This window comes from Pseudomonas sp. GWSMS-1, from assembly GCF_049847425.1.
Classification (GTDB): Bacteria; Pseudomonadota; Gammaproteobacteria; order Pseudomonadales; family Pseudomonadaceae; genus Aquipseudomonas.
Window position 1 is genome coordinate 223,308 of sequence record NZ_JBMHHV010000005.1, and the last position, 17,332, is coordinate 240,639.

The 17,332-nt window shown below is 60.9% G+C and carries 18 protein-coding genes; 13 read left to right on the forward strand and 5 right to left on the reverse strand.

Annotated elements, in window-relative coordinates; genetic code table 11:
- The first annotated feature begins 42 nt into the window (after window positions 1–42).
- Window positions 43–975 carry an alpha/beta hydrolase gene (locus ACEPAJ_RS04355; protein WP_274089506.1) on the forward strand — a complete coding sequence of 311 codons (933 nt, stop codon included), beginning with the start codon at window positions 43–45 and terminating at the stop codon, window positions 973–975.
- On the opposite strand, the gene ACEPAJ_RS04360 is transcribed toward ACEPAJ_RS04355, so the two are convergent.
- Window positions 972–1,739, reverse strand: coding sequence for a hypothetical protein (locus tag ACEPAJ_RS04360; RefSeq protein WP_274089505.1), 768 nt, complete (start codon window positions 1,737–1,739; stop codon window positions 972–974). The genes ACEPAJ_RS04355 and ACEPAJ_RS04360 overlap by 4 nt on opposite strands.
- 122 nt (window positions 1,740–1,861) lie before the next feature.
- Here ACEPAJ_RS04360 and ACEPAJ_RS04365 point away from each other — a divergent pair, with 122 nt between their 5' ends.
- From ACEPAJ_RS04365 to ACEPAJ_RS04375, 3 genes are read left to right on the forward strand one after another with little or no spacing between them, the layout of a single operon-like run.
- Entirely contained in the window at window positions 1,862–2,494 is a 633-nt protein-coding gene (locus tag ACEPAJ_RS04365) for a 2OG-Fe(II) oxygenase (RefSeq protein ID WP_274089504.1), read from the forward strand.
- Window positions 2,495–2,515: 21 nt separating this feature from the next.
- Window positions 2,516–3,031: a DUF523 domain-containing protein gene (locus ACEPAJ_RS04370; protein WP_274089503.1), complete on the forward strand. Its 516-nt coding sequence runs from the start codon at window positions 2,516–2,518 to the stop codon at window positions 3,029–3,031.
- A gap of 36 nt (window positions 3,032–3,067) precedes the next feature.
- Entirely contained in the window at window positions 3,068–3,502 is a 435-nt protein-coding gene (locus ACEPAJ_RS04375; RefSeq protein ID WP_274089502.1) for a DUF4399 domain-containing protein, read from the forward strand.
- Between the two features lie 203 nt (window positions 3,503–3,705).
- Here ACEPAJ_RS04375 and serA read toward each other — a convergent pair whose 3' ends face one another.
- The gene (gene serA, locus ACEPAJ_RS04380; protein ID WP_274089501.1) at window positions 3,706–4,935 is read right to left on the reverse strand and encodes a phosphoglycerate dehydrogenase; all 1,230 of its coding nucleotides are present in this window, start codon (window positions 4,933–4,935) and stop codon (window positions 3,706–3,708) included.
- Window positions 4,936–5,119: 184 nt separating this feature from the next.
- On the opposite strand from serA, the gene ACEPAJ_RS04385 reads away from it, so the two are divergent.
- The 5 genes from ACEPAJ_RS04385 (at window position 5,120) to ACEPAJ_RS04405 (ending at window position 9,811) form a co-directional block, all read left to right on the forward strand.
- A complete protein-coding gene (locus ACEPAJ_RS04385) occupies window positions 5,120–6,514 on the forward strand; it encodes an FAD-binding oxidoreductase (RefSeq protein WP_274089500.1) in 1,395 nt (464 codons plus the stop codon).
- 128 nt (window positions 6,515–6,642) lie between these two features.
- Window positions 6,643–7,308, forward strand: a complete 666-nt coding sequence (locus tag ACEPAJ_RS04390; protein WP_322948108.1) for a fumarylacetoacetate hydrolase family protein — start codon at window positions 6,643–6,645, stop codon at window positions 7,306–7,308.
- A gap of 126 nt (window positions 7,309–7,434) precedes the next feature.
- On the forward strand, window positions 7,435–8,370 hold the full coding sequence (locus ACEPAJ_RS04395) for an SdiA-regulated domain-containing protein (protein ID WP_322948107.1): 936 nt from the start codon (window positions 7,435–7,437) through the stop codon (window positions 8,368–8,370).
- A gap of 84 nt (window positions 8,371–8,454) precedes the next feature.
- A complete protein-coding gene (locus tag ACEPAJ_RS04400; RefSeq protein WP_274089497.1) occupies window positions 8,455–8,802 on the forward strand; it encodes a NirD/YgiW/YdeI family stress tolerance protein in 348 nt (115 codons plus the stop codon).
- A gap of 88 nt (window positions 8,803–8,890) precedes the next feature.
- Window positions 8,891–9,811, forward strand: a complete 921-nt coding sequence (locus tag ACEPAJ_RS04405; RefSeq protein WP_425913750.1) for an SdiA-regulated domain-containing protein — start codon at window positions 8,891–8,893, stop codon at window positions 9,809–9,811.
- Here ACEPAJ_RS04405 and ACEPAJ_RS04410 read toward each other — a convergent pair.
- Window positions 9,792–11,189 carry a NorM family multidrug efflux MATE transporter gene (locus ACEPAJ_RS04410; RefSeq protein WP_425913752.1) on the reverse strand — a complete coding sequence of 466 codons (1,398 nt, stop codon included), beginning with the start codon at window positions 11,187–11,189 and terminating at the stop codon, window positions 9,792–9,794. The genes ACEPAJ_RS04405 and ACEPAJ_RS04410 overlap by 20 nt on opposite strands.
- Window positions 11,190–11,326: 137 nt before the next feature.
- On the opposite strand from ACEPAJ_RS04410, the gene ACEPAJ_RS04415 reads away from it, so the two are divergent.
- Together ACEPAJ_RS04415 and ACEPAJ_RS04420 are read left to right on the forward strand one after the other, a co-directional pair.
- Window positions 11,327–12,250: a LysR substrate-binding domain-containing protein gene (locus ACEPAJ_RS04415; RefSeq protein ID WP_425913754.1), complete on the forward strand. Its 924-nt coding sequence runs from the start codon at window positions 11,327–11,329 to the stop codon at window positions 12,248–12,250.
- A 290-nt stretch (window positions 12,251–12,540) separates the two neighbouring features.
- Window positions 12,541–13,326, forward strand: a complete 786-nt coding sequence (locus ACEPAJ_RS04420; protein WP_425913756.1) for a gamma-glutamyl-gamma-aminobutyrate hydrolase family protein — start codon at window positions 12,541–12,543, stop codon at window positions 13,324–13,326.
- Between the two features lie 63 nt (window positions 13,327–13,389).
- Here ACEPAJ_RS04420 and ACEPAJ_RS04425 read toward each other — a convergent pair whose 3' ends face one another.
- A complete protein-coding gene (locus ACEPAJ_RS04425; protein WP_425913757.1) occupies window positions 13,390–14,889 on the reverse strand; it encodes a YifB family Mg chelatase-like AAA ATPase in 1,500 nt (499 codons plus the stop codon).
- Between the two features lie 38 nt (window positions 14,890–14,927).
- The gene (locus tag ACEPAJ_RS04430) at window positions 14,928–15,197 is read right to left on the reverse strand and encodes an accessory factor UbiK family protein (protein WP_425913759.1); all 270 of its coding nucleotides are present in this window, start codon (window positions 15,195–15,197) and stop codon (window positions 14,928–14,930) included.
- A 427-nt stretch (window positions 15,198–15,624) separates the two neighbouring features.
- Here ACEPAJ_RS04430 and glnK point away from each other — a divergent pair, with 427 nt between their 5' ends.
- Together glnK and ACEPAJ_RS04440 are read left to right on the forward strand one after the other, a co-directional pair.
- Window positions 15,625–15,963 carry a P-II family nitrogen regulator gene (gene glnK, locus ACEPAJ_RS04435; protein WP_021700071.1) on the forward strand — a complete coding sequence of 113 codons (339 nt, stop codon included), beginning with the start codon at window positions 15,625–15,627 and terminating at the stop codon, window positions 15,961–15,963.
- 36 nt (window positions 15,964–15,999) lie between these two features.
- Window positions 16,000–17,313, forward strand: coding sequence for an ammonium transporter (locus ACEPAJ_RS04440; RefSeq protein WP_425913761.1), 1,314 nt, complete (start codon window positions 16,000–16,002; stop codon window positions 17,311–17,313).
- Window positions 17,314–17,332 lie beyond the last annotated feature (19 nt).

Below are 17,332 nucleotides of genomic sequence, written 5' to 3' on the forward strand. Positions count from 1 at the left end.
CAGATGCCCTGCGAGTGCCCCTGTGTGATTGTTGGAAGCCCCATGCCAGAGCCGTTTCAGCCGCAAAACCTGATTGCCAGTCTGCGACCCTTGGCCGCAGCGCATTCGCTGTCGTCAGCGGAGCAGGCGTATCGGCAGTTCTATGGCTTCAGCGATGCGTTGGCTACATGCACCTGCATGGGTTGGTTGCAGGCGGGGGGCTATCAGATTGCCGCGCAAGCGTGGTGGCCAGAGCAGCCGCGCGCCACTCTGCTGCTGCTGCACGGTTATTACGATCATGTGGGCCTGTATCGGCATGTGATCGAGTGGGCGCTGGGGCAAGGCTTTGCCGTGCTCGCCTGCGACCTGCCAGGGCATGGCTTATCCAGCGGTGCGCGCGCCAGCATTGGTGATTTTGCTGAGTACCAGACGGTGTTACGTGCGCTGCTGGCCGCTGCTGCTGAGCTGGCTTTGCCGCCGCCCTGGCACCTGTGTGGGCAGAGCACGGGTGGGGCGATCCTGATTGACTACCTGCTGACGGGTGAGCCTGTCGCGCAAATTGGCGAAACCATCCTGCTGGCCCCGCTGGTGCGTCCGCGTGCCTGGGGTTGGTCGCAGCTGAGCTACCGGGTGATGCGCCACTTCGTCAGCGAGATCCCCCGGCGCTTTAGCGTTAACTCCAGCGATGCGGCGTTTATCGAGTTCGTCCATCACCACGATCCGTTGCAGCCGCGTAATTTACCGACCGCCTGGGTTGGGGCGCTGAGCCGCTGGGTGCCGCACATTGAGGCCGCGCCGCGCAGTACGCGCAGCCCGTTGATCGTGCAGGGGGAAGCGGACATGACCGTGGCTTGGCGGCATAACCTCAAGGTGTTACAGGACAAGTTCGCCGCGCCGCAGATCCTGCGCCTGCCCGAAGCGGGCCACCATCTGGCCAATGAAGCGCCGGCCTTGCGCCAGCGCTATTTCGACTTTCTCAGCCAGCGGCTGGGCTAGATGCCGCTGGGGGCCGGGGCCAGGTTAGCCGTGTTCTGGCCAACAGCCAGGCCGCTGCGGATGGCGGCCAGGGCAGCCTGGTAATAGGCCTTGCCGGCGTCTGACTGGGAAAAGCTGACAAATTCCTCCAGCTCGGCATCACTCAGCTCACGGTAAACGTGCAGCAGGGTGTTATCCAGGTCGGCGCCGATTTGCTCCATCAGGCGCTGGCGTTGACTGTTAAGCAGGGCTTGCGCGCTGTCGCCACCGAGTAAGCCGGGGAGCATCTGGCTGAGGCTGTCGGCGGCCACGCCAGCGAGTGCCAGGCTGACTTCGGCACCGGCCTCTTTGGCGGGCAGAGCCTGAGCCAGATGACGGATCTGTAGGCGTCGGGTGGCGCTGGCGTCGCTGCGCGGCAAGCCGTTGGCGTAGCGCGCCAGTTGGTCGCTACGGGTGGCGAGCAGTTCGGCATCGACAATCTTGCGGCCCACGGGCGACTGGAAAAACTGCAAGGCGGCGGTGGGTTGTTCGAGGTTCTGACGCAAGCCCTGTTGCGCGCGCTGATCCACGGCGGCAGCGGCAAAGCGCTGGTTGCTGTTATTCACCAACGCCTGATGCACCGCCGGCGGCAAGCTGCTGCGGTAGCGTTCCTGGGCGGCCTGCAAGGCGTCGCTGAAGTGCATGCGCTGCTGCGGCCAGCCGGCCGCCTGATACAGCTGCAGGTAATCATCCGCCAAGGCGGGCAGGCTCAGCAGCAGGGTTAGAACAACGGCAAGGGCGCGCATAGTGACTCCATTCGTGGGGCGGCTATTTTCGGTGTGCATTAAGAGCTTGTCGAGGTCAGTCAGCGGGCTGCTAGAATCGCAAACCTGTATCTAGGCAGGTACTCATTCCTTCGGGGCGATCCTTGAACACCTGCTCATCTAACGACCTCAACGCCCGTGTGGCGTGCATTATCGATGACTTGGCCGAACGTGGCTGGTCACTGCAAACACACTTCATTGCCCCCACTCTGACCCTTGAACTGGCCGAAGAGTGCCGTAAACGTGCGGCCGCCGGCTTATTGGTGCGGGCTGGCGTCGGTCGTAGCGCCCTGGCGGTGATCAACGAAGGGCTGCGCGGTGACCATATTCAGTGGCTGGAGGCCGGGCAAAACCCCGCCTGTGATCAATACCTGGCGCTGATGGATGGCCTGCGCCAAGCGCTTAATCAGGCGCTGTATCTGGGGCTGGAAGATTTTGAAAGCCACTTTGCCCTGTATCCGCCGGGGGCTTATTACAAAAGGCACCTGGATCGTTTTCGTGATGATGACCGTCGTGCGGTGTCGGTGGTGTTTTATCTGAATGAGCAATGGCAGGCTGAGCAAGGCGGTGAGTTGCGCCTGCATTTAGCCGACGGCAGCCACCATGACGTATTGCCTGTGGCGGGCAGCCTGCTGGTATTTCTCTCGGCAGAGATGCCCCATGAAGTGCTGCCGGCAACCCGCGAGCGGCTGTCACTGACCGGTTGGCTGCGTCGCCGGGGTAGCGGGCCGCTGTAACCGGCATAGCGAGAGGGGGGTATGCAGAAAATTCTGGTGAGTCGCTGCCTGTTGGGCCAACGCGTGCGCTATGACGGCGGTGCCCATGGCCCGTTTAGCCTGCTTGAGCGTTGGCAGGCGCAAGGCCGGGTTGTGCCGCTGTGCCCGGAAGTGGCTGGTGGCCTGCCAACCCCACGCCCACCTGCGGAAATTGCCGGTGGTCAGGGCGCGCAGGTGCTGGATGGGCGGATACCCGTGCTGACGGTGGAGGGCGAGGATGTCAGCGCCGCCTTTATTGCCGGGGCCAAGCAGGCGCTGGCCTTGGTCGCTCAGCATGGGATTCACATCGCGCTACTGAAGGCGCGCAGCCCTTCGTGCGGTAACCGCGAGAACTACGACGGCACGTTTAGCGGCACCAAGGTGGCCGGTGAGGGCGTTACCGCGGCCGCCTTGCGGCGCATGGGTGTGCAGGTGTTCAGCGAAGAAGAATTGCCGGCTGCCGAGGCCGCGTTACTGGCGCTGGAACAGGGCGCCGGCGGAACAATCGAGGCGGGCTAGGGTCGACTTCAGCAACATTCACCTGAAGGAGTCACTATGAAAGCCTTAATGATTGGCGCCGGCCTGTGCGCCACCCTGCTCGGCGCCGCGTCGTCGGCCTGGGCAGAGATGCCACGCAGCGCTGCGCCAGCGGATGCCGCGGTGTATTTCATTGAGCCGGCAGACGGCGCCACGGTCGATCAGACCTTCACCGTTAAGTTCGGCCTCAAGGGCATGGGCGTAGCCCCGGCGGGTGTCGATGTGCCGCACACCGGCCACCATCACCTGCTGGTTGACCTCAAGCAGGCGCCGGCCCTGGATCAGCCCTTGCCGATGACCGACAACGTGCGGCACTTCGGTAAAGGCCAAACCGAAACCGAGCTGACCCTGGCGCCTGGCAAGCACACGCTGCAACTGCTGGTTGGCGACAAGAACCACGTGCCGCTGAATCCATCGGTGATGTCCGAGACGATCAGCGTGACGGTGAAGTAAGGCGCTGCAACGCATACAAAAAAGGGAAGCCGAAGCTTCCCTTTTTTGTTGTCACAGCCTTTAGAAATTATTTCGGATCTAGCGAGCTAGAGCGAGACAAGGTAGAAATGGCCGAGGGCGCGGAGTTTACTGGCTGTAAATGAGCAGCCCGAGGCCATTTCTAACGCCGTATCGCCGACGCGCAGCAGATCGTGAACAAATTCTTAGAACAGGACGCGGCTACGGATGGTGCCATTCACGTGCTGCAACTTCTCCAGCGCCAGGTCGGAGTACTCTGCGTCGACGTCGATCACCACGTAACCAACCTTGGCATTGGTCTGCAGGAACTGACCGGAGATGTTGATGCCGTTTTCGGCGAACACGTTGTTGATCTCGCTCATCACGCCCGGCACGTTCTGGTGAATGTGCAACAGGCGGTGCTTGCCTGGGTGAGCCGGTAGAGCCACTTCAGGGAAGTTGACCGAAGACACCGAGGTGCCGTTGTCGCTGTACTTGACCAGTTTCTCGGCCACTTCCAGGCCGATGTTGGCCTGTGCTTCGGCGGTCGAGCCACCAATGTGCGGAGTCAGGATCACTCGATCCAGGCCACGCAGCGGGCTTTCGAACTCTTCGTCGTTGGACTTCGGCTCGACTGGGAACACGTCGATGGCGGCGCCAATCAGGTGCTCGTCCTTGATCGCTTCGGCCAGGGCTTCCAGCACCACCACGGTACCGCGTGCGGCGTTGATCAGGATGCCGCCTTTTTTCATGGCGCGAATTTCTTTCTCGCCAATCATCCACTTGGTGCTGTCGATCTCAGGCACGTGCAAGGAAACGATGTCGCTCATGCCCAGCAGCTCGGTGAGGCTGCCGATTTGGGTGGCGTTACCCAGCGGCAATTTGGTCAGCGGGTCGTAGAAAAACACCTGCATGCCCAGTGACTCGGCGAGTACCGAGAGCTGCGTGCCGATCGAACCGTAGCCGACGATGCCGAGCTTTTTGCCGCGGATCTCGAAGGAGTTAGCCGCCGATTTGATCCAGCCACCGCGGTGGCAGGAAGCGTTCTTCTCGGGGATGCCGCGCAGCAGCAGGATCGCTTGGGCCAGCACCAGCTCAGCGACCGAGCGGGTGTTCGAATACGGTGCGTTGAATACGGCGATGCCGCGCTCGCGGGCTGCATCCAGGTTGACCTGGTTGGTGCCGATGCAGAAGCAGCCTACAGCGACCAGACGCTTGGCGCAGTCGAAGACTTCTTCAGTCAGCTGAGTGCGCGAACGGATACCAATAAAGTGCGCGTCGGCGATCTTTTCTTTCAGCTCGTCGTCGGAGAGTGCGCCCTTGAGGTACTCGATGTTGGTGTAACCAGCGGCCTTCAGGGTGTCCACTGCATTCTGGTGGACGCCTTCAAGAAGAAGGAACTTGATCTTGCTCTTGTCGAGAGAGGTCTTGCTCATCGGAGTACCTGTTGTCCCACAAATAGTGTCAGGGAGGAGGCCGGGCGCGGCCGGCCGCAGCCCGCAGATCGGCCCGGGGGCACGATTCACGGGGGCGTATGCTAGCATACGAGCCCCGCGAAACACCTATCCTGGCAGATGAAGCGTGCTCAGGGTGACCATGAATCGTTTGAGAGTTCCGTAGATGACCAACCCTGCGCTGATCGAAGAGCTGAAGACCCTGGTGGAGCCCGGCAAGGTGCTTACCGATGCCGATTCCCTCAACACCTACGGCAAGGACTGGACCAAGCATTTCGCCCCTGCGCCGCTGGCGATTGCCTTCCCCAAGAGCATCGAGCAGGTGCAAACGATCGTCCGTTGGGCTAATCAGCACAAGGTTGCACTGGTGCCGTCAGGTGGCCGTACCGGCTTGTCCGCTGGCGCCGTGGCCGCCAATGGTGAAGTGGTCGTCGCCTTCGACTACATGAACCAGATTCTCGAATTCAACGAATTCGACCGCACCGCCGTGTGTCAGCCGGGTGTGGTGACCAAGCAGCTGCAGATGTTCGCCGAAGATAAAGGCCTTTACTACCCGGTGGACTTCGCCTCGGCAGGTTCCAGCCAGATTGGCGGCAACATCGGCACCAATGCCGGCGGGATCAAGGTGATTCGCTACGGCATGACCCGTAATTGGGTCGCAGGTTTGAAAGTGGTCACCGGCACCGGCGAGCTGCTGGAGCTGAACAAGGACCTGATCAAAAACGCCACCGGCTATGACATGCGCCAGCTGTTTATCGGCGCCGAAGGCACCCTGGGTTTCGTGGTTGAAGCGACCATGCGTCTGGATCGCGCGCCGAAGAACCTCACCGCGATGGTGCTTGGTACGCCGGACTTCGATTCGATCATGCCGGTGCTGCACGCCTTCCAGAACAAGCTGGACCTGACTGCTTTCGAGTTCTTCTCCGACAAGGCCCTGGCCAAGATCATGGCCCGTGGCGATGTGCCGGCCGCCTTTGAAACCGACTGCCCGTTCTACGCTCTGCTGGAGTTCGAAGCCACCACCGAGGAAGTCGCCGAAGCGGCCCTGGCCACGTTCGAGCATTGCGTCGAGCAGGGCTGGGTGCTGGACGGCGTGATGAGCCAGAGCGAGCAGCAGCTGCAGAACCTGTGGAAGCTGCGCGAGTACATCTCGGAAACCATCAGCCACTGGACGCCGTACAAGAACGACATTTCGGTCACTGTCTCCAAGGTGCCGGCATTCTTGCATGACATCGATGCCATCGTCGGCGAGCACTACCCGGACTTCGAAATCGTTTGGTTCGGCCACATCGGCGACGGCAACCTGCACCTGAATATCTTGAAGCCGGAGAACCTGTCCAAGGACGAATTCTTCGCCAAGTGCGCCACGGTCAACAAGTGGGTGTTCGAGACCGTGCAGAAGTACAACGGCTCGATCAGCGCCGAACACGGCGTGGGCATGACCAAGCGCGATTACCTGACCTACAGCCGCTCGGAAGCCGAGATTGGCTATATGAAGGCGATCAAGGCGGTGTTTGACCCGAACGGGATTATGAACCCGGGCAAGATCTTCCCGCTCTGACGGCTCAAGCCATTGCTAAAGGCGTTCAACCGTAGCGCTAGCCAGGCTGCGCCTTTAGTCGAAACGACAGCGCGGCCTCACTCGTCCAGCATGAGCAATCCATTATTCAGCAGGCACAGGAGTCGGTGATGAGTTACCAGCACCAGTATGTCGATGGCACCCATATCCACTTCCCCATGGGCAAGGTGGTGTGTATTGGCCGTAATTACGCCGAACATGCCAAGGAACTGAATAACCCGGTGCCGACCGAGCCCTTGCTGTTTATCAAGGCGGGCAGTTGTGTGGTGCCGCTGGATGACGGCTTTACCCTGGTTGAGGGTAAGGGCGATGTGCATTACGAGGCGGAAATTGCCGTGCTGATTGGCAAGCCGCTGTCGCGCACGCCGAATGCTGAGGAAGTACGCGATGCGATTTCCGGCTTTGCCCCAGCGTTAGACCTGACCCTGCGCGACCTGCAGGCGACGCTCAAGGCCAAGGGCTACCCCTGGGAAATCGCCAAGTCGTTTGACGGTGCCTGTGTGTTGGCGCCCTTTATTCCGGGTGATGCGATTGAGGATTTGGCGGATATTGGCATTCGTCTGGCGATCAACGGTGAAGTACGGCAGGACGGCAACAGCCGCGACATGCTCAACCCGATTCTGCCGATGATCCAGCACATCTGCGGGCATTTCAGCTTACAGCCTGGCGATGTCATCCTTACCGGCACACCTGCGGGTGTGGGGGCGCTGCACAAAGGTGATGAGCTGGTTCTGGAACTGGTTGGCCATAGTCGTTTCGCCAGCCGCGCGCTCTAGCCGACGCCTGACCCGCAGCCTTGTTGGTGCAGGCACCTGGAGGTGCCTGCTGGCTTTGCGGTTTAACAGAAACTTAAGCGTAGCGCTCTAGTCTGACTGCCATCGTTCTTATATGAGTTGTGTGCGATGTCGATCTGGATTGCCCCACGGGGGCCGCTTTACCGGCGGATACTGCTGGTTGTTCTGCTGGCGGCTGGCCTGTTTTCAGCCAGTTATCTGCATTGGGATGATCGGCTGGCTTTTTGGGCCAAAGAGCAGCGGGTGAATGCCGACGAGCAGGCGCAGAGCATCTGGCTGCCGGGTTATCGGGCGATCCTGCAAGGCAAGCCCCTGCAGGGGCTCGAAAACGAGGAGTTGTCCGGGCTGACCTACAGCGCCGAGACCAACACGCTGTTCACCGTCACCGGGAAACGTCCACAGCTGATCGAGCTGACCCTCACGGGGGAGGTGATTCGGCGCATCGTTCTGCATGGCTTTGCCAATCCTGAAGGGGTGGAAATGCTCTCCGGTGGTCGCTTGGCGATTATTGATGAGCGCAAGCGCACCCTCACCACGTTCAAGCTCGGCGCGCTGACCCATAGCCTGGAATTTGCCGACTTGGCCTCTTATGACCTGGGGTTTGCCGATGCCGGCAATAAGGGCTTCGAGGGGATTGCCTGGGACGGTCGCAATGAGCGCGTGCTGCTGGGTAAGGAGCGTGGCCCATTGGGTCTGTTTAGCCTGCCGTTTCCCGGTGAGGAGGGCGCCGCCGGTACCTTGCAGCCGATGACGTCCGGGCATCTGTTTCTGCGCGATATTTCCTCGTTGAGCTACGACGCCCGCACCGGTCATGCGCTGGTGCTGTCAGATGAATCTCGGCTGCTGCTGGAAGTGGACGAGCAGGGCGAGCCGGTCAGCTTTATCAGCCTGGCCCGAGGCATGAATGGCCTGCAGCGTGGCATCGCTCAGGCCGAAGGGGTGACCATGGATGCGGACGGCAATATTTATATCGTCAGTGAGCCCAACCTGTTCTATGTGTTGCGCAAAGAACCGGCGAGCGCGCCGCCCGCCCAAGCGGATTAAGCTTGGGTTAAGCACCGATTAAGCCTGATTTCAGCTACGCCTTCTATTCTGGTTACATCAACTAACCAACTGGAGGGTTATCCCATGAAGCGTTTCACCTTGGCTTTACTGCTGGCACCACTGTTTTCCACTGCCGCACTGGCGACCGGCTATACCGGCCCTGGCGCGGTCACCCAAGTCACTACGGTGGCCGCGGCGCTGGAGGCTGCTGACGACACGCCAGTGCTGCTGCAAGGGCAAATCGTCAAGCGTCTGCAGGACGAGTTGTATGAATTCAAGGATGCCAGCGGCACCATCACGGTTGAAATCGACGATGAGCACTGGCCAGCCCAGGCTATTTCCGAAACGGCGACAGTGAAGATCACCGGCGAAGTCGACCTTGACCTGACCAGCCGCGAAATCGATGTCGAGCACCTTGAACTGGTCAAGTAACTCGCCCCATCGAGTGTCTACGTAAGCCCGAAGCCTTGCTTCGGGCTTACGCCGTTTTGTCACCGGTTATTGTTGAGAGTGCAGCGCGATGCGAGATCATTTCACCCTGAAACGCCTGCTGCTGAGTCTTGCTGCGCTGCTGTTGCTGCTACTTGCACTCTTCGCACAGGAATACCGTCTGTTTGAGCGGGCCTGGTTCAACGTGCAGCAGTGGCAACAGGCGAGCACCGGCCAGCAGGCGCCAATGCTGCTCTCGGACTATCAGGTGGATATCGAGGCTCAGGTGATTGAGGGGTTGGATGATGATGTCTCGGCGCTGACCTACGACCCGGACCGCAACAGCCTGTTTACCGTAACCAATCAGAAGGCGCAGCTGATCGAGCTGTCGCTGGATGGCAAGTTACTGCGGCGTATCGACCTGCATGGTTTTGGCGATGCCGAGGCGGTCGAGTACATCGGCAAGGGCTTGTATGTAATCACTGACGAGCGACGTCAGCGGCTGATCAAGGTGCGCGTGGATGACGGCACCACAGCCCTGCATGCCGAGCAGTCCCAACAGCTGTCCTTGAGCATTGGTCTGAGTGGCAACAAGGGCTTTGAGGGGTTGGCCTACGACTCGGTCGGCCAGCGCCTGTTTGTCGCCAAGGAGCGCGATCCACTGCGTATCTACGAAATCCATGGCTTCCCCCAGCTCGATTCGGCGCAGCCGTTTGCCGTGCATGTGGTGGATGACCGGCAGCGCGACGCTAGGTTGTTTGTGCGTGACCTTTCCAGCTTGCAGTTCGATGAGCGCAGTGGGCACTTGCTCGCGTTATCCGACGAGTCGCGGCTGGTGCTGGAGCTGGACACCGAGGGCAAGCCGATCAGCAGCCTGTCACTGCTGAGGGGCCGAAACGGTCTTAAACGCAGTGTGCCCCAGGGCGAAGGGATTGCGATGGATGACCAGGGCACCCTTTACCTGGTCAGCGAGCCGAACCTGTTCTACCGCTTCAAGAAGCCTGGGGCTTAAGCCGTGACGTAAGCGCGGCGGTTGAGGGTTGCAACAGGCGAGCGGTCTTCCATTCAAAACCCAGGGTTAAGCCGATGGCGGCGCAGGCCAGGCCACCGGCCAGCCCCCACCACACGCCATGAGCGCCCCAGCCCAACGGGAAGGCCAGCGTCCAGGCCAGCGGCGCACCCACGGCCCAGTAGCAGCCGAGGCCGACCCAAAAGGTGGTCTTGGCGTCCTTGAGACCACGGATCGCGCCCATGGCGATGGTTTGGATGCCGTCGAAGAATTCGAACCAAGCGGCAATCGCCAGCAGGGCTACGGCCAGCGCTACCACCTCGTGATAGGTCGGGTCTGCGGAGTCGAGAAACAGCCCAACCACCCAGTGCGGCGCCAGCCAGAACAGGCAGGCAAACCCGAGCATGCACAGCGCGCCCAGTCCCAGGCCCAGGCGGCCGGCTTGGCGCGCTTGCAGTAGGCGGCCGGCACCAAAGTGCTGGCCGATACGGAAGGTCACTGCGTAGGAAATCCCCACCGGCACCATAAACGCCACGTACACCGACATGATCGCGATCTGGTGAGCCGCCAGCTGCGTGCTGCCCAGCGCGCCCATGCACAGTGCGGCAAAGGCAAACAGCCCGGACTCTACTGCATAGGTGCCGCCAATCGGCAGGCCCAGGCGCAGCAGTTCTTTCAGCTCGGCCCACACCGGCCGCAGCAGCCCGCGCCACAACGGATAAGGGCTGTAGGCGCTGTGGTGCAGTACATGCCAGGCCAGCAGCAGTGCCATAATATTCATCACCACGGCAGTCACCAGGCCGATCCCGGCCAGGCCCAGTGAGGGCAAGCCGAACCAGCCCTTGATCAAGGCATAGTTGAGGATGAAGTTGGCCAGTGCCCCGCCAATGCTGATAGCCATCACCGGGCCTGGGCGGCCGATGGCGCTGGTAAAGCCGCGCAGCGCCATAAAACTCATGTATCCGGGTAGGGCAAGCACCAGGGTTGAGAGAAACTGCATACCGCCGCTGACGTTCTCCGGCTGCTGGCCGAAATACAGCAGCGCCGGGCCCAGGTTCCACAGCGCCAGGCCGGCCAGTAGCGCTAAGCCCCAGCCGAGCCAAAGGCCGTTCTGCGTCAGTCGGGTAACACCTGCGGCATCTTGCGCGCCATGACGGATAGCCACCAGGTTGCCGACCGAGGCAATCACCCCGACGCAGAAGATCGATACGAAGGAATAGCTGGCCGCGCCCAGTCCGCCGGCTGCCAAAGTGGCGGGGCCGAGCAGGCCCATCATTACCGTGTCGGTAAACACCATTAGTACGTGCGCTAGTTGCGCCGCAATTAGCGGCCCAGCAAGTTTCAAGATGGCGCGTAGCTCGCCACGAAGCGGTTGCAGCATGATGAGTTCTACTCAGTTAGAAGGCTTGCTCGGGTGCTCCGTGCAGGCAGAGAATGCTCAATTTTCCAGCGCTATTGGTGCCAGCACAAAAGGATAATAGCGATGCCAGATATGACTATTACTCATGGATTAACCGTATGAACCCGCGCTTGCCGCCGCTGTATGCCTTACGCGCCTTTGAAGCGGCAGCGCGGCACTGCTCCTTCACCCGCGCCGGCGAAGAGTTGGCGATTACCCAGAGTGCGGTCAGCCGCCATGTGCGCACCCTTGAAGAGCACTTTGCCTGTCGCCTGTTTGAGCGTCGGGGCCGCAGCCTGCAACTCACCGAGACGGCGCGCCTGCTACTGCCGGGGCTGCGTGATGGCTTTGAGGCGCTGGAGCGCGCCTGCAATACCCTGCGCGTCGATGACAGCGTGCTGCGCCTAAAAGCACCCTCGACACTGACCATGCGTTGGTTGCTGGCGCGCCTGTCGCATTACCGCCTGAGCAGTGCCAGCGAAGTGCAGCTGACCAGTGCCTGGATGGATGTGGACAAGGTGGACTTTCTGCATGAGCCGTTCGACTGCGCGGTGCTGCTCGGGCAGGGCGACTTTCCGGAGGAATGGGAAAGCACTGAGCTGTTTGCCGAGTGGCTGATCCCCGTCTGCGCCCCTGAGGCGTTGAGCGAGCAGCCTTGGGATCTGTCGCGTCTGCAGGCCGCCGAGTTGTTGCACCCCACCCCGGATCGCCGCGATTGGCGGCGCTGGTTGCAGGCCATGGGGCTGGCCGATCAAGTGCCGCTCAAGGGTGGCCAGGTGTTCGACACCCTGGAGCTGGGCATCGTGGCGGCCGCGCGCGGTTATGGCGTATCCATCGGTGACTTGGTGATGGTCGCCGAGGATGTCGCGCAAGGGCGGCTCGGTCTGCCTTGGCCCAGTGCAGTGCCCAGCGGCGACAGCTACTACCTGGTTTGGCCCAAGGCGCGGCGTGGTCAGGAGCGTTTCCGGCGGCTGCGTGATTATCTGTTGGCTGACGTAGCGGCCATGCAATTACCGCCAGTGCAGCGTCTGCCAGGGGATTAAATGCGTTGCGCCAGGCGTAAAAAATATTGGACTAATAAATTGCGCGCTTTAAGTTTTTATTATTATTTTTCAATGGCTTATTGTTTTTTAGTCGCAAGTTTATGGCTGTCTTGATGGGCGTTTGTCAAACAATTTGCACTTATTCGTTTGACATATTTTACGGCTTTGGCAGACTTGCTCGCAGGGTTCAGGGGCTTCTAAGTCCTTAAGCCACGCGCACAACAGGGTGCGTGCCACAGTGTTTGACGCCCTGCATAGCAATGGCCGGCTGTCCGGCCCCAAGGTGAAGTATGTCCAACAACGATACCAACAAGCGCCCTGCGGCGCGTAAACCGGTGGTCCTGATGTCCATGGGCACCCAGGAACGCAAAGGCCACGCTTATCAGGTCATGACCCACAAATACATCACGCCGTTGGCGGAGATAGCTGGCTGTGTGCCGTTATTGGCCCCGAGCTGCTGTGGCGTCGATGACATCGACCAGTACCTGTCCATGGTCGATGGTGTGTACCTGACGGGTGCGGGGAGCAATATCGACCCGGCGCTGTACGGTCAAAAGAACAAAACCCCGAGCAAGGGCCAGGATAAAGAGCGTGATCTGTTTGATATTCCGCTGATTCGCGCGGCCCTCAAGCGCGGTTTGCCGTTGTTCGCCATTTGCCGTGGTATGCAGGAAATTAACGTGGCGCTGGGTGGCACCATTCACCAGAAAGCCTACGAAGTGCCGGGCTTGAACGATCACCGTGAAGACTCAAACGACCCAGTGGCGGTGCAGTATGCCGACAGCCATACCGTGCAGGCGCTGCCCGGCAGCTGGTTTGCTGAGCTGATGGGCGATGAGGCGTTCCCGGTTAATTCGCTGCATGGCCAGGCGCTTGATCAGTTGGGTGAGGGCGTTGAGGCTCTGGCCCACGCCGAAGATGGTTTGGTTGAGGCAATTCACCTGCCGGGCGTTGAGCAGTTCACCTTGGCGGTGCAATGGCACCCGGAGTGGCAGGCCGCGCAAAACCCGCATTCGGTGAAAATCTTCAAAGCGTTTGGCGACGCTTGCCGTGAGTACGCCGCACAGCGCGACTAACACTCCGCTTTGCCCTGCTGTATCCAAGAAGCCCCGCATGCGGGGCTTCTTTATGCCGGTGATTCAGGCTGCGCCGCCGCTTGGGCGGTACTGCAAAGCTTCGCCCAAATGGCTGCGGCTGATATCTGCGGCGCCGTCCAGGTCGGCCAGGGTGCGTGCCACTTTCAATACGCGGTGAGCGGCGCGCAGGCTCAGGCCCAGGCGCTCGCAGGCGTTTTCCAGCCACTGGCGGTCGGCGTCGGGCAAGCTGCAGTGCTGCTGCACGCCGTTAAGGTCGAGGTGTGCGTTGCTGCAGCCTTGGCGCTCCAGTTGTTGCTGACGTGCTCTAACCACCTGGGCGGCCAGCTCGGCGCTGCTTGGGCCGGGCTCAGTGCTGGGGTTGAGGCGGGTGGTTTCACGCGGCACAGTCAGGTGCAAATCGATGCGGTCGAGAAAAGGGCCGGAGAGTTTGTTGCGGTAGCGTTGGATTTGCTCGCTGCTGCAACGACAGCGCCCGGAAGGGTCGCCCAAGTGTCCGCAGGGGCAAGGGTTCATCGCGGCCACCAGCTGGAAGCGCGCGGGAAAACGGACCTTGTCGCGCGCACGGGCAATCACGATATGCCCGCTTTCCAGCGGCTCGCGCAGGACTTCTAGCACCTTGCGATCAAACTCGGGCAGCTCATCTAAAAACAACACGCCGTGATGGGCCAAGGTGATTTCGCCGGGCTGCGGGCGACTACCGCCACCCACCAGCGCCGGGCCCGATGCGCTGTGATGCGGTGTACGAAACGGTCTTTGCGGCCAGGCGCTCAGCGGCGTGTGGCTGGCCACGGAATGGATGGCGGCGACTTCCAGCGCTTCCGCCTCGTTGAGGGGCGGCAGTAAGCCGGGCAGGCGGCTGGCCAGCAGGGTTTTGCCGGTGCCGGGCGGGCCGGTAAACAGCAAATTATGCGAACCTGCGGCGGCCACCAGCAGTGCGCGTTTGGCGGCAATCTGCCCCTGCACTTCGGCTAAATCCGGGTAGGGCAGCACGTGGCGCAACAACCCCTGGGCTTGATAGGGCGCGAGTGGTGTGTGCCCGTTGAGGTGCGCGGCGACTTCCAACAAGTGCTCGACGGCAATCACCGTCAGCCCAGATGCCAGGCTGGCTTCCTCGGCATTGGCCTTGGGCACCACCAAGGTGCGCCCGGCGGCGCGGGCCGCCAGTGCTGCGGGTAATACGCCTTGAACCGAGCGAATAGCCCCGGAGAGCGCCAGTTCGCCCAAGCATTCGAGCTGTTCCAGCACCGCCACGGGGACCTGACCGCTGGCGGCAAGAATGCCGAGGGCAATCGCCAAGTCGAAGCGGCCGCCGTCCTTGGGCAGATCGGCCGGGGCCAGATTGAGGGTGATGCGTCGGGGCGGGAAGTCGAAGGCGCAGTTGAGGATGGCGCTGCGCACGCGGTCCTTGCTTTCTTTGACCGCGGTCTCTGGCAAGCCGACCAGCGCCAGTGATGGCAGGCCGTTGGCCAAGTGGGCCTCGACGGTGACGGCGGGCGCTTCAATGCCGACTTGGGCGCGGCTGTGGACTATGGCCAGGGACATCGATCACTCCTTGATCGGCAGATGCATCCGCTCGGGTATTACTCGTTGGGCGCGGTGGTATCTGCGTTGCGGGCTTCCATCTCGCTGACCTTGGCTTCGAGGGCCTCCAGGCGAGCGCGAGTGCGGGCTAAGACGACCATCTGGCTGTCGAATTCGTCGCGGCTGACCAGGTCGAGTTTGCTGAAGGCGCTTTGCAACAGCACCTTGAACTGGGCTTCGAATTCACTGCGCGGCAAGGGCGCATCGCCGTTGAACAGGCGCGAGGCATGGGTGGTCAGGGCGTCTAGCAGGGCTTTAGGTGGCAGCATAATGAGGTTCCGTTTACAGATGGCGGCAGTGTAGCACGCAGTTTTAACCGGCTTGCCGGGTGCGATTGGCGCGGGATGGGGGCTGCTTGCACGGTTTTCGCGCGCAGCTTGGCGGGATGTTGCACCGTTGTTGTGCGCTGGCTGTTGGCTATTACCGGGCTAAAACGCCCGTTTACTGGGTAACTGCATGAAATAAATCGGTTTTACCTGACCTGGCAAGCTTTCTGCTATGTCTCCTGTGACGCAAGCACTGATGCAGTTCCGGTGCGTCAGGCGAAGCGGGGAAGTGTTTCGTTGGGAGCGGTTGCTGAGTATCGGTGCCGTTGGATCAGGGCTGCGATGCATTACAAAAGCCAGGCACTGCGCTTAGACTTGGACCGGGTTCGTAATTCCTGGGGCAAGTCCACCATACACGGGAGAGAGTTTCATGAAGCTAGTCACTGCCATCATCAAGCCGTTCAAGCTGGACGACGTTCGTGAGTCACTGTCGGAGATCGGCGTGCAGGGCATCACGGTCACTGAAGTCAAAGGCTTTGGTCGTCAGAAGGGCCATACCGAGCTGTACCGCGGTGCTGAATACGTGGTCGATTTCTTGCCAAAAGTAAAAATCGACGTGGCCATCGCTGACGATCAACTCGATCGTGTGATCGAGGCCATCACTAAAGCTGCCAACACCGGCAAGATCGGTGACGGCAAGATTTTCGTTGTAAACCTGGAACAGGCAATCCGCATCCGTACCGGCGAAACCGGCACCGACGCAGTTTAAGCCTCCGCACGAACCCCACGCCCCAGGAGTTAAACCATGACTCTGCGAAAAATCGCAGGGCTAGGAGCCCTTTTGTCTCTCGTTCCTGGCTTTGCCATGGCCGAAGAGACCAGCCTGAACAGCGGCGACACCGCTTGGATGTTGGTTGCCACTGTACTGGTGCTGTTTATGACCATCCCCGGTCTGGCGCTTTTCTACGCTGGCATGGTGCGTTCGAAGAACGTGCTGTCAGTGTTGATGCAGTGTTTTGCGATTACCGGGTTGATCAGCATTCTTTGGGTCGTCTATGGCTACAGCATGGCCTTCGACACGACCGGCATGGAGCAGGGGGTACTCAACCTCAATTCCTTCGTCGGTGGTTTCTCCAAAGCCTTCCTTTCTGGTTTGACCCTGGACAGCCTGGTGGCTGGGATTCCGGAGAGTGTCTTCATCACCTTCCAGATGACCTTCGCCATCATCACCCCGGCACTGATTGTCGGTGCCTTTGCCGAGCGCATGAAGTTCTCGGCCATGCTGGTCTTTATGACGGTGTGGTTCACCCTGGTCTATGCGCCGATCGCGCACATGGTCTGGGGCGGCGACGGGGCGCTGATGTGGGACTGGGGCGTGCTCGACTTCGCCGGTGGCACCGTGGTGCATATCAACGCCGGTATCGCCGGTCTGGTGGCCTGTCTGGTGCTGGGCAAGCGTAAGGGCTTTCCTACTACTGCGATGCCGCCGCATAACTTGGGCTACACCCTGATCGGCGCAAGCATGCTCTGGGTCGGCTGGTTCGGCTTTAACGCAGGCTCTGCGCTGGCCGCCAACGGCAGCGCCGGTATGGCCATGCTGGTCACTCAGATTGCCACCGCTACAGCGGCGCTGAGCTGGATGTTCGCCGAGTGGATCACGCATCGCAAACCCAGCGTCTTGGGCATTGCCTCGGGTGCTGTGGCGGGACTGGTGGCGATTACACCGGCATCCGGTACGGCGGGGCCGATGGGCGCTCTGGCGATTGGCCTGGCCAGTGGGGTGATCTGCTTCTTCTGCGCCACCAGCCTGAAACGCAAACTGGGTTATGACGATTCCCTCGACGTGTTCGGCGTACATGCCGTGGGCGGGATTGTCGGCGCTATTCTCACTGGGGCGTTCGCCGCGCCGGCCTTGGGCGGTTTCGGCGCGGTGGAAGACATTGCGGCGCAGTTGTGGATTCAGTTCAAAGGGGTGGCCTTCACGGTGGTGTACACCGCAGTGGTGACCTTCGTAATCCTGAAAGTGATCGACCTAGTAATGGGCCTGCGTGTCAGTGAAGAGGAAGAGACCATCGGTCTCGATCTCGCCCTGCATAACGAGCGCGGCTACAACCTGTAAGCACACGGAGTGCGTCCGG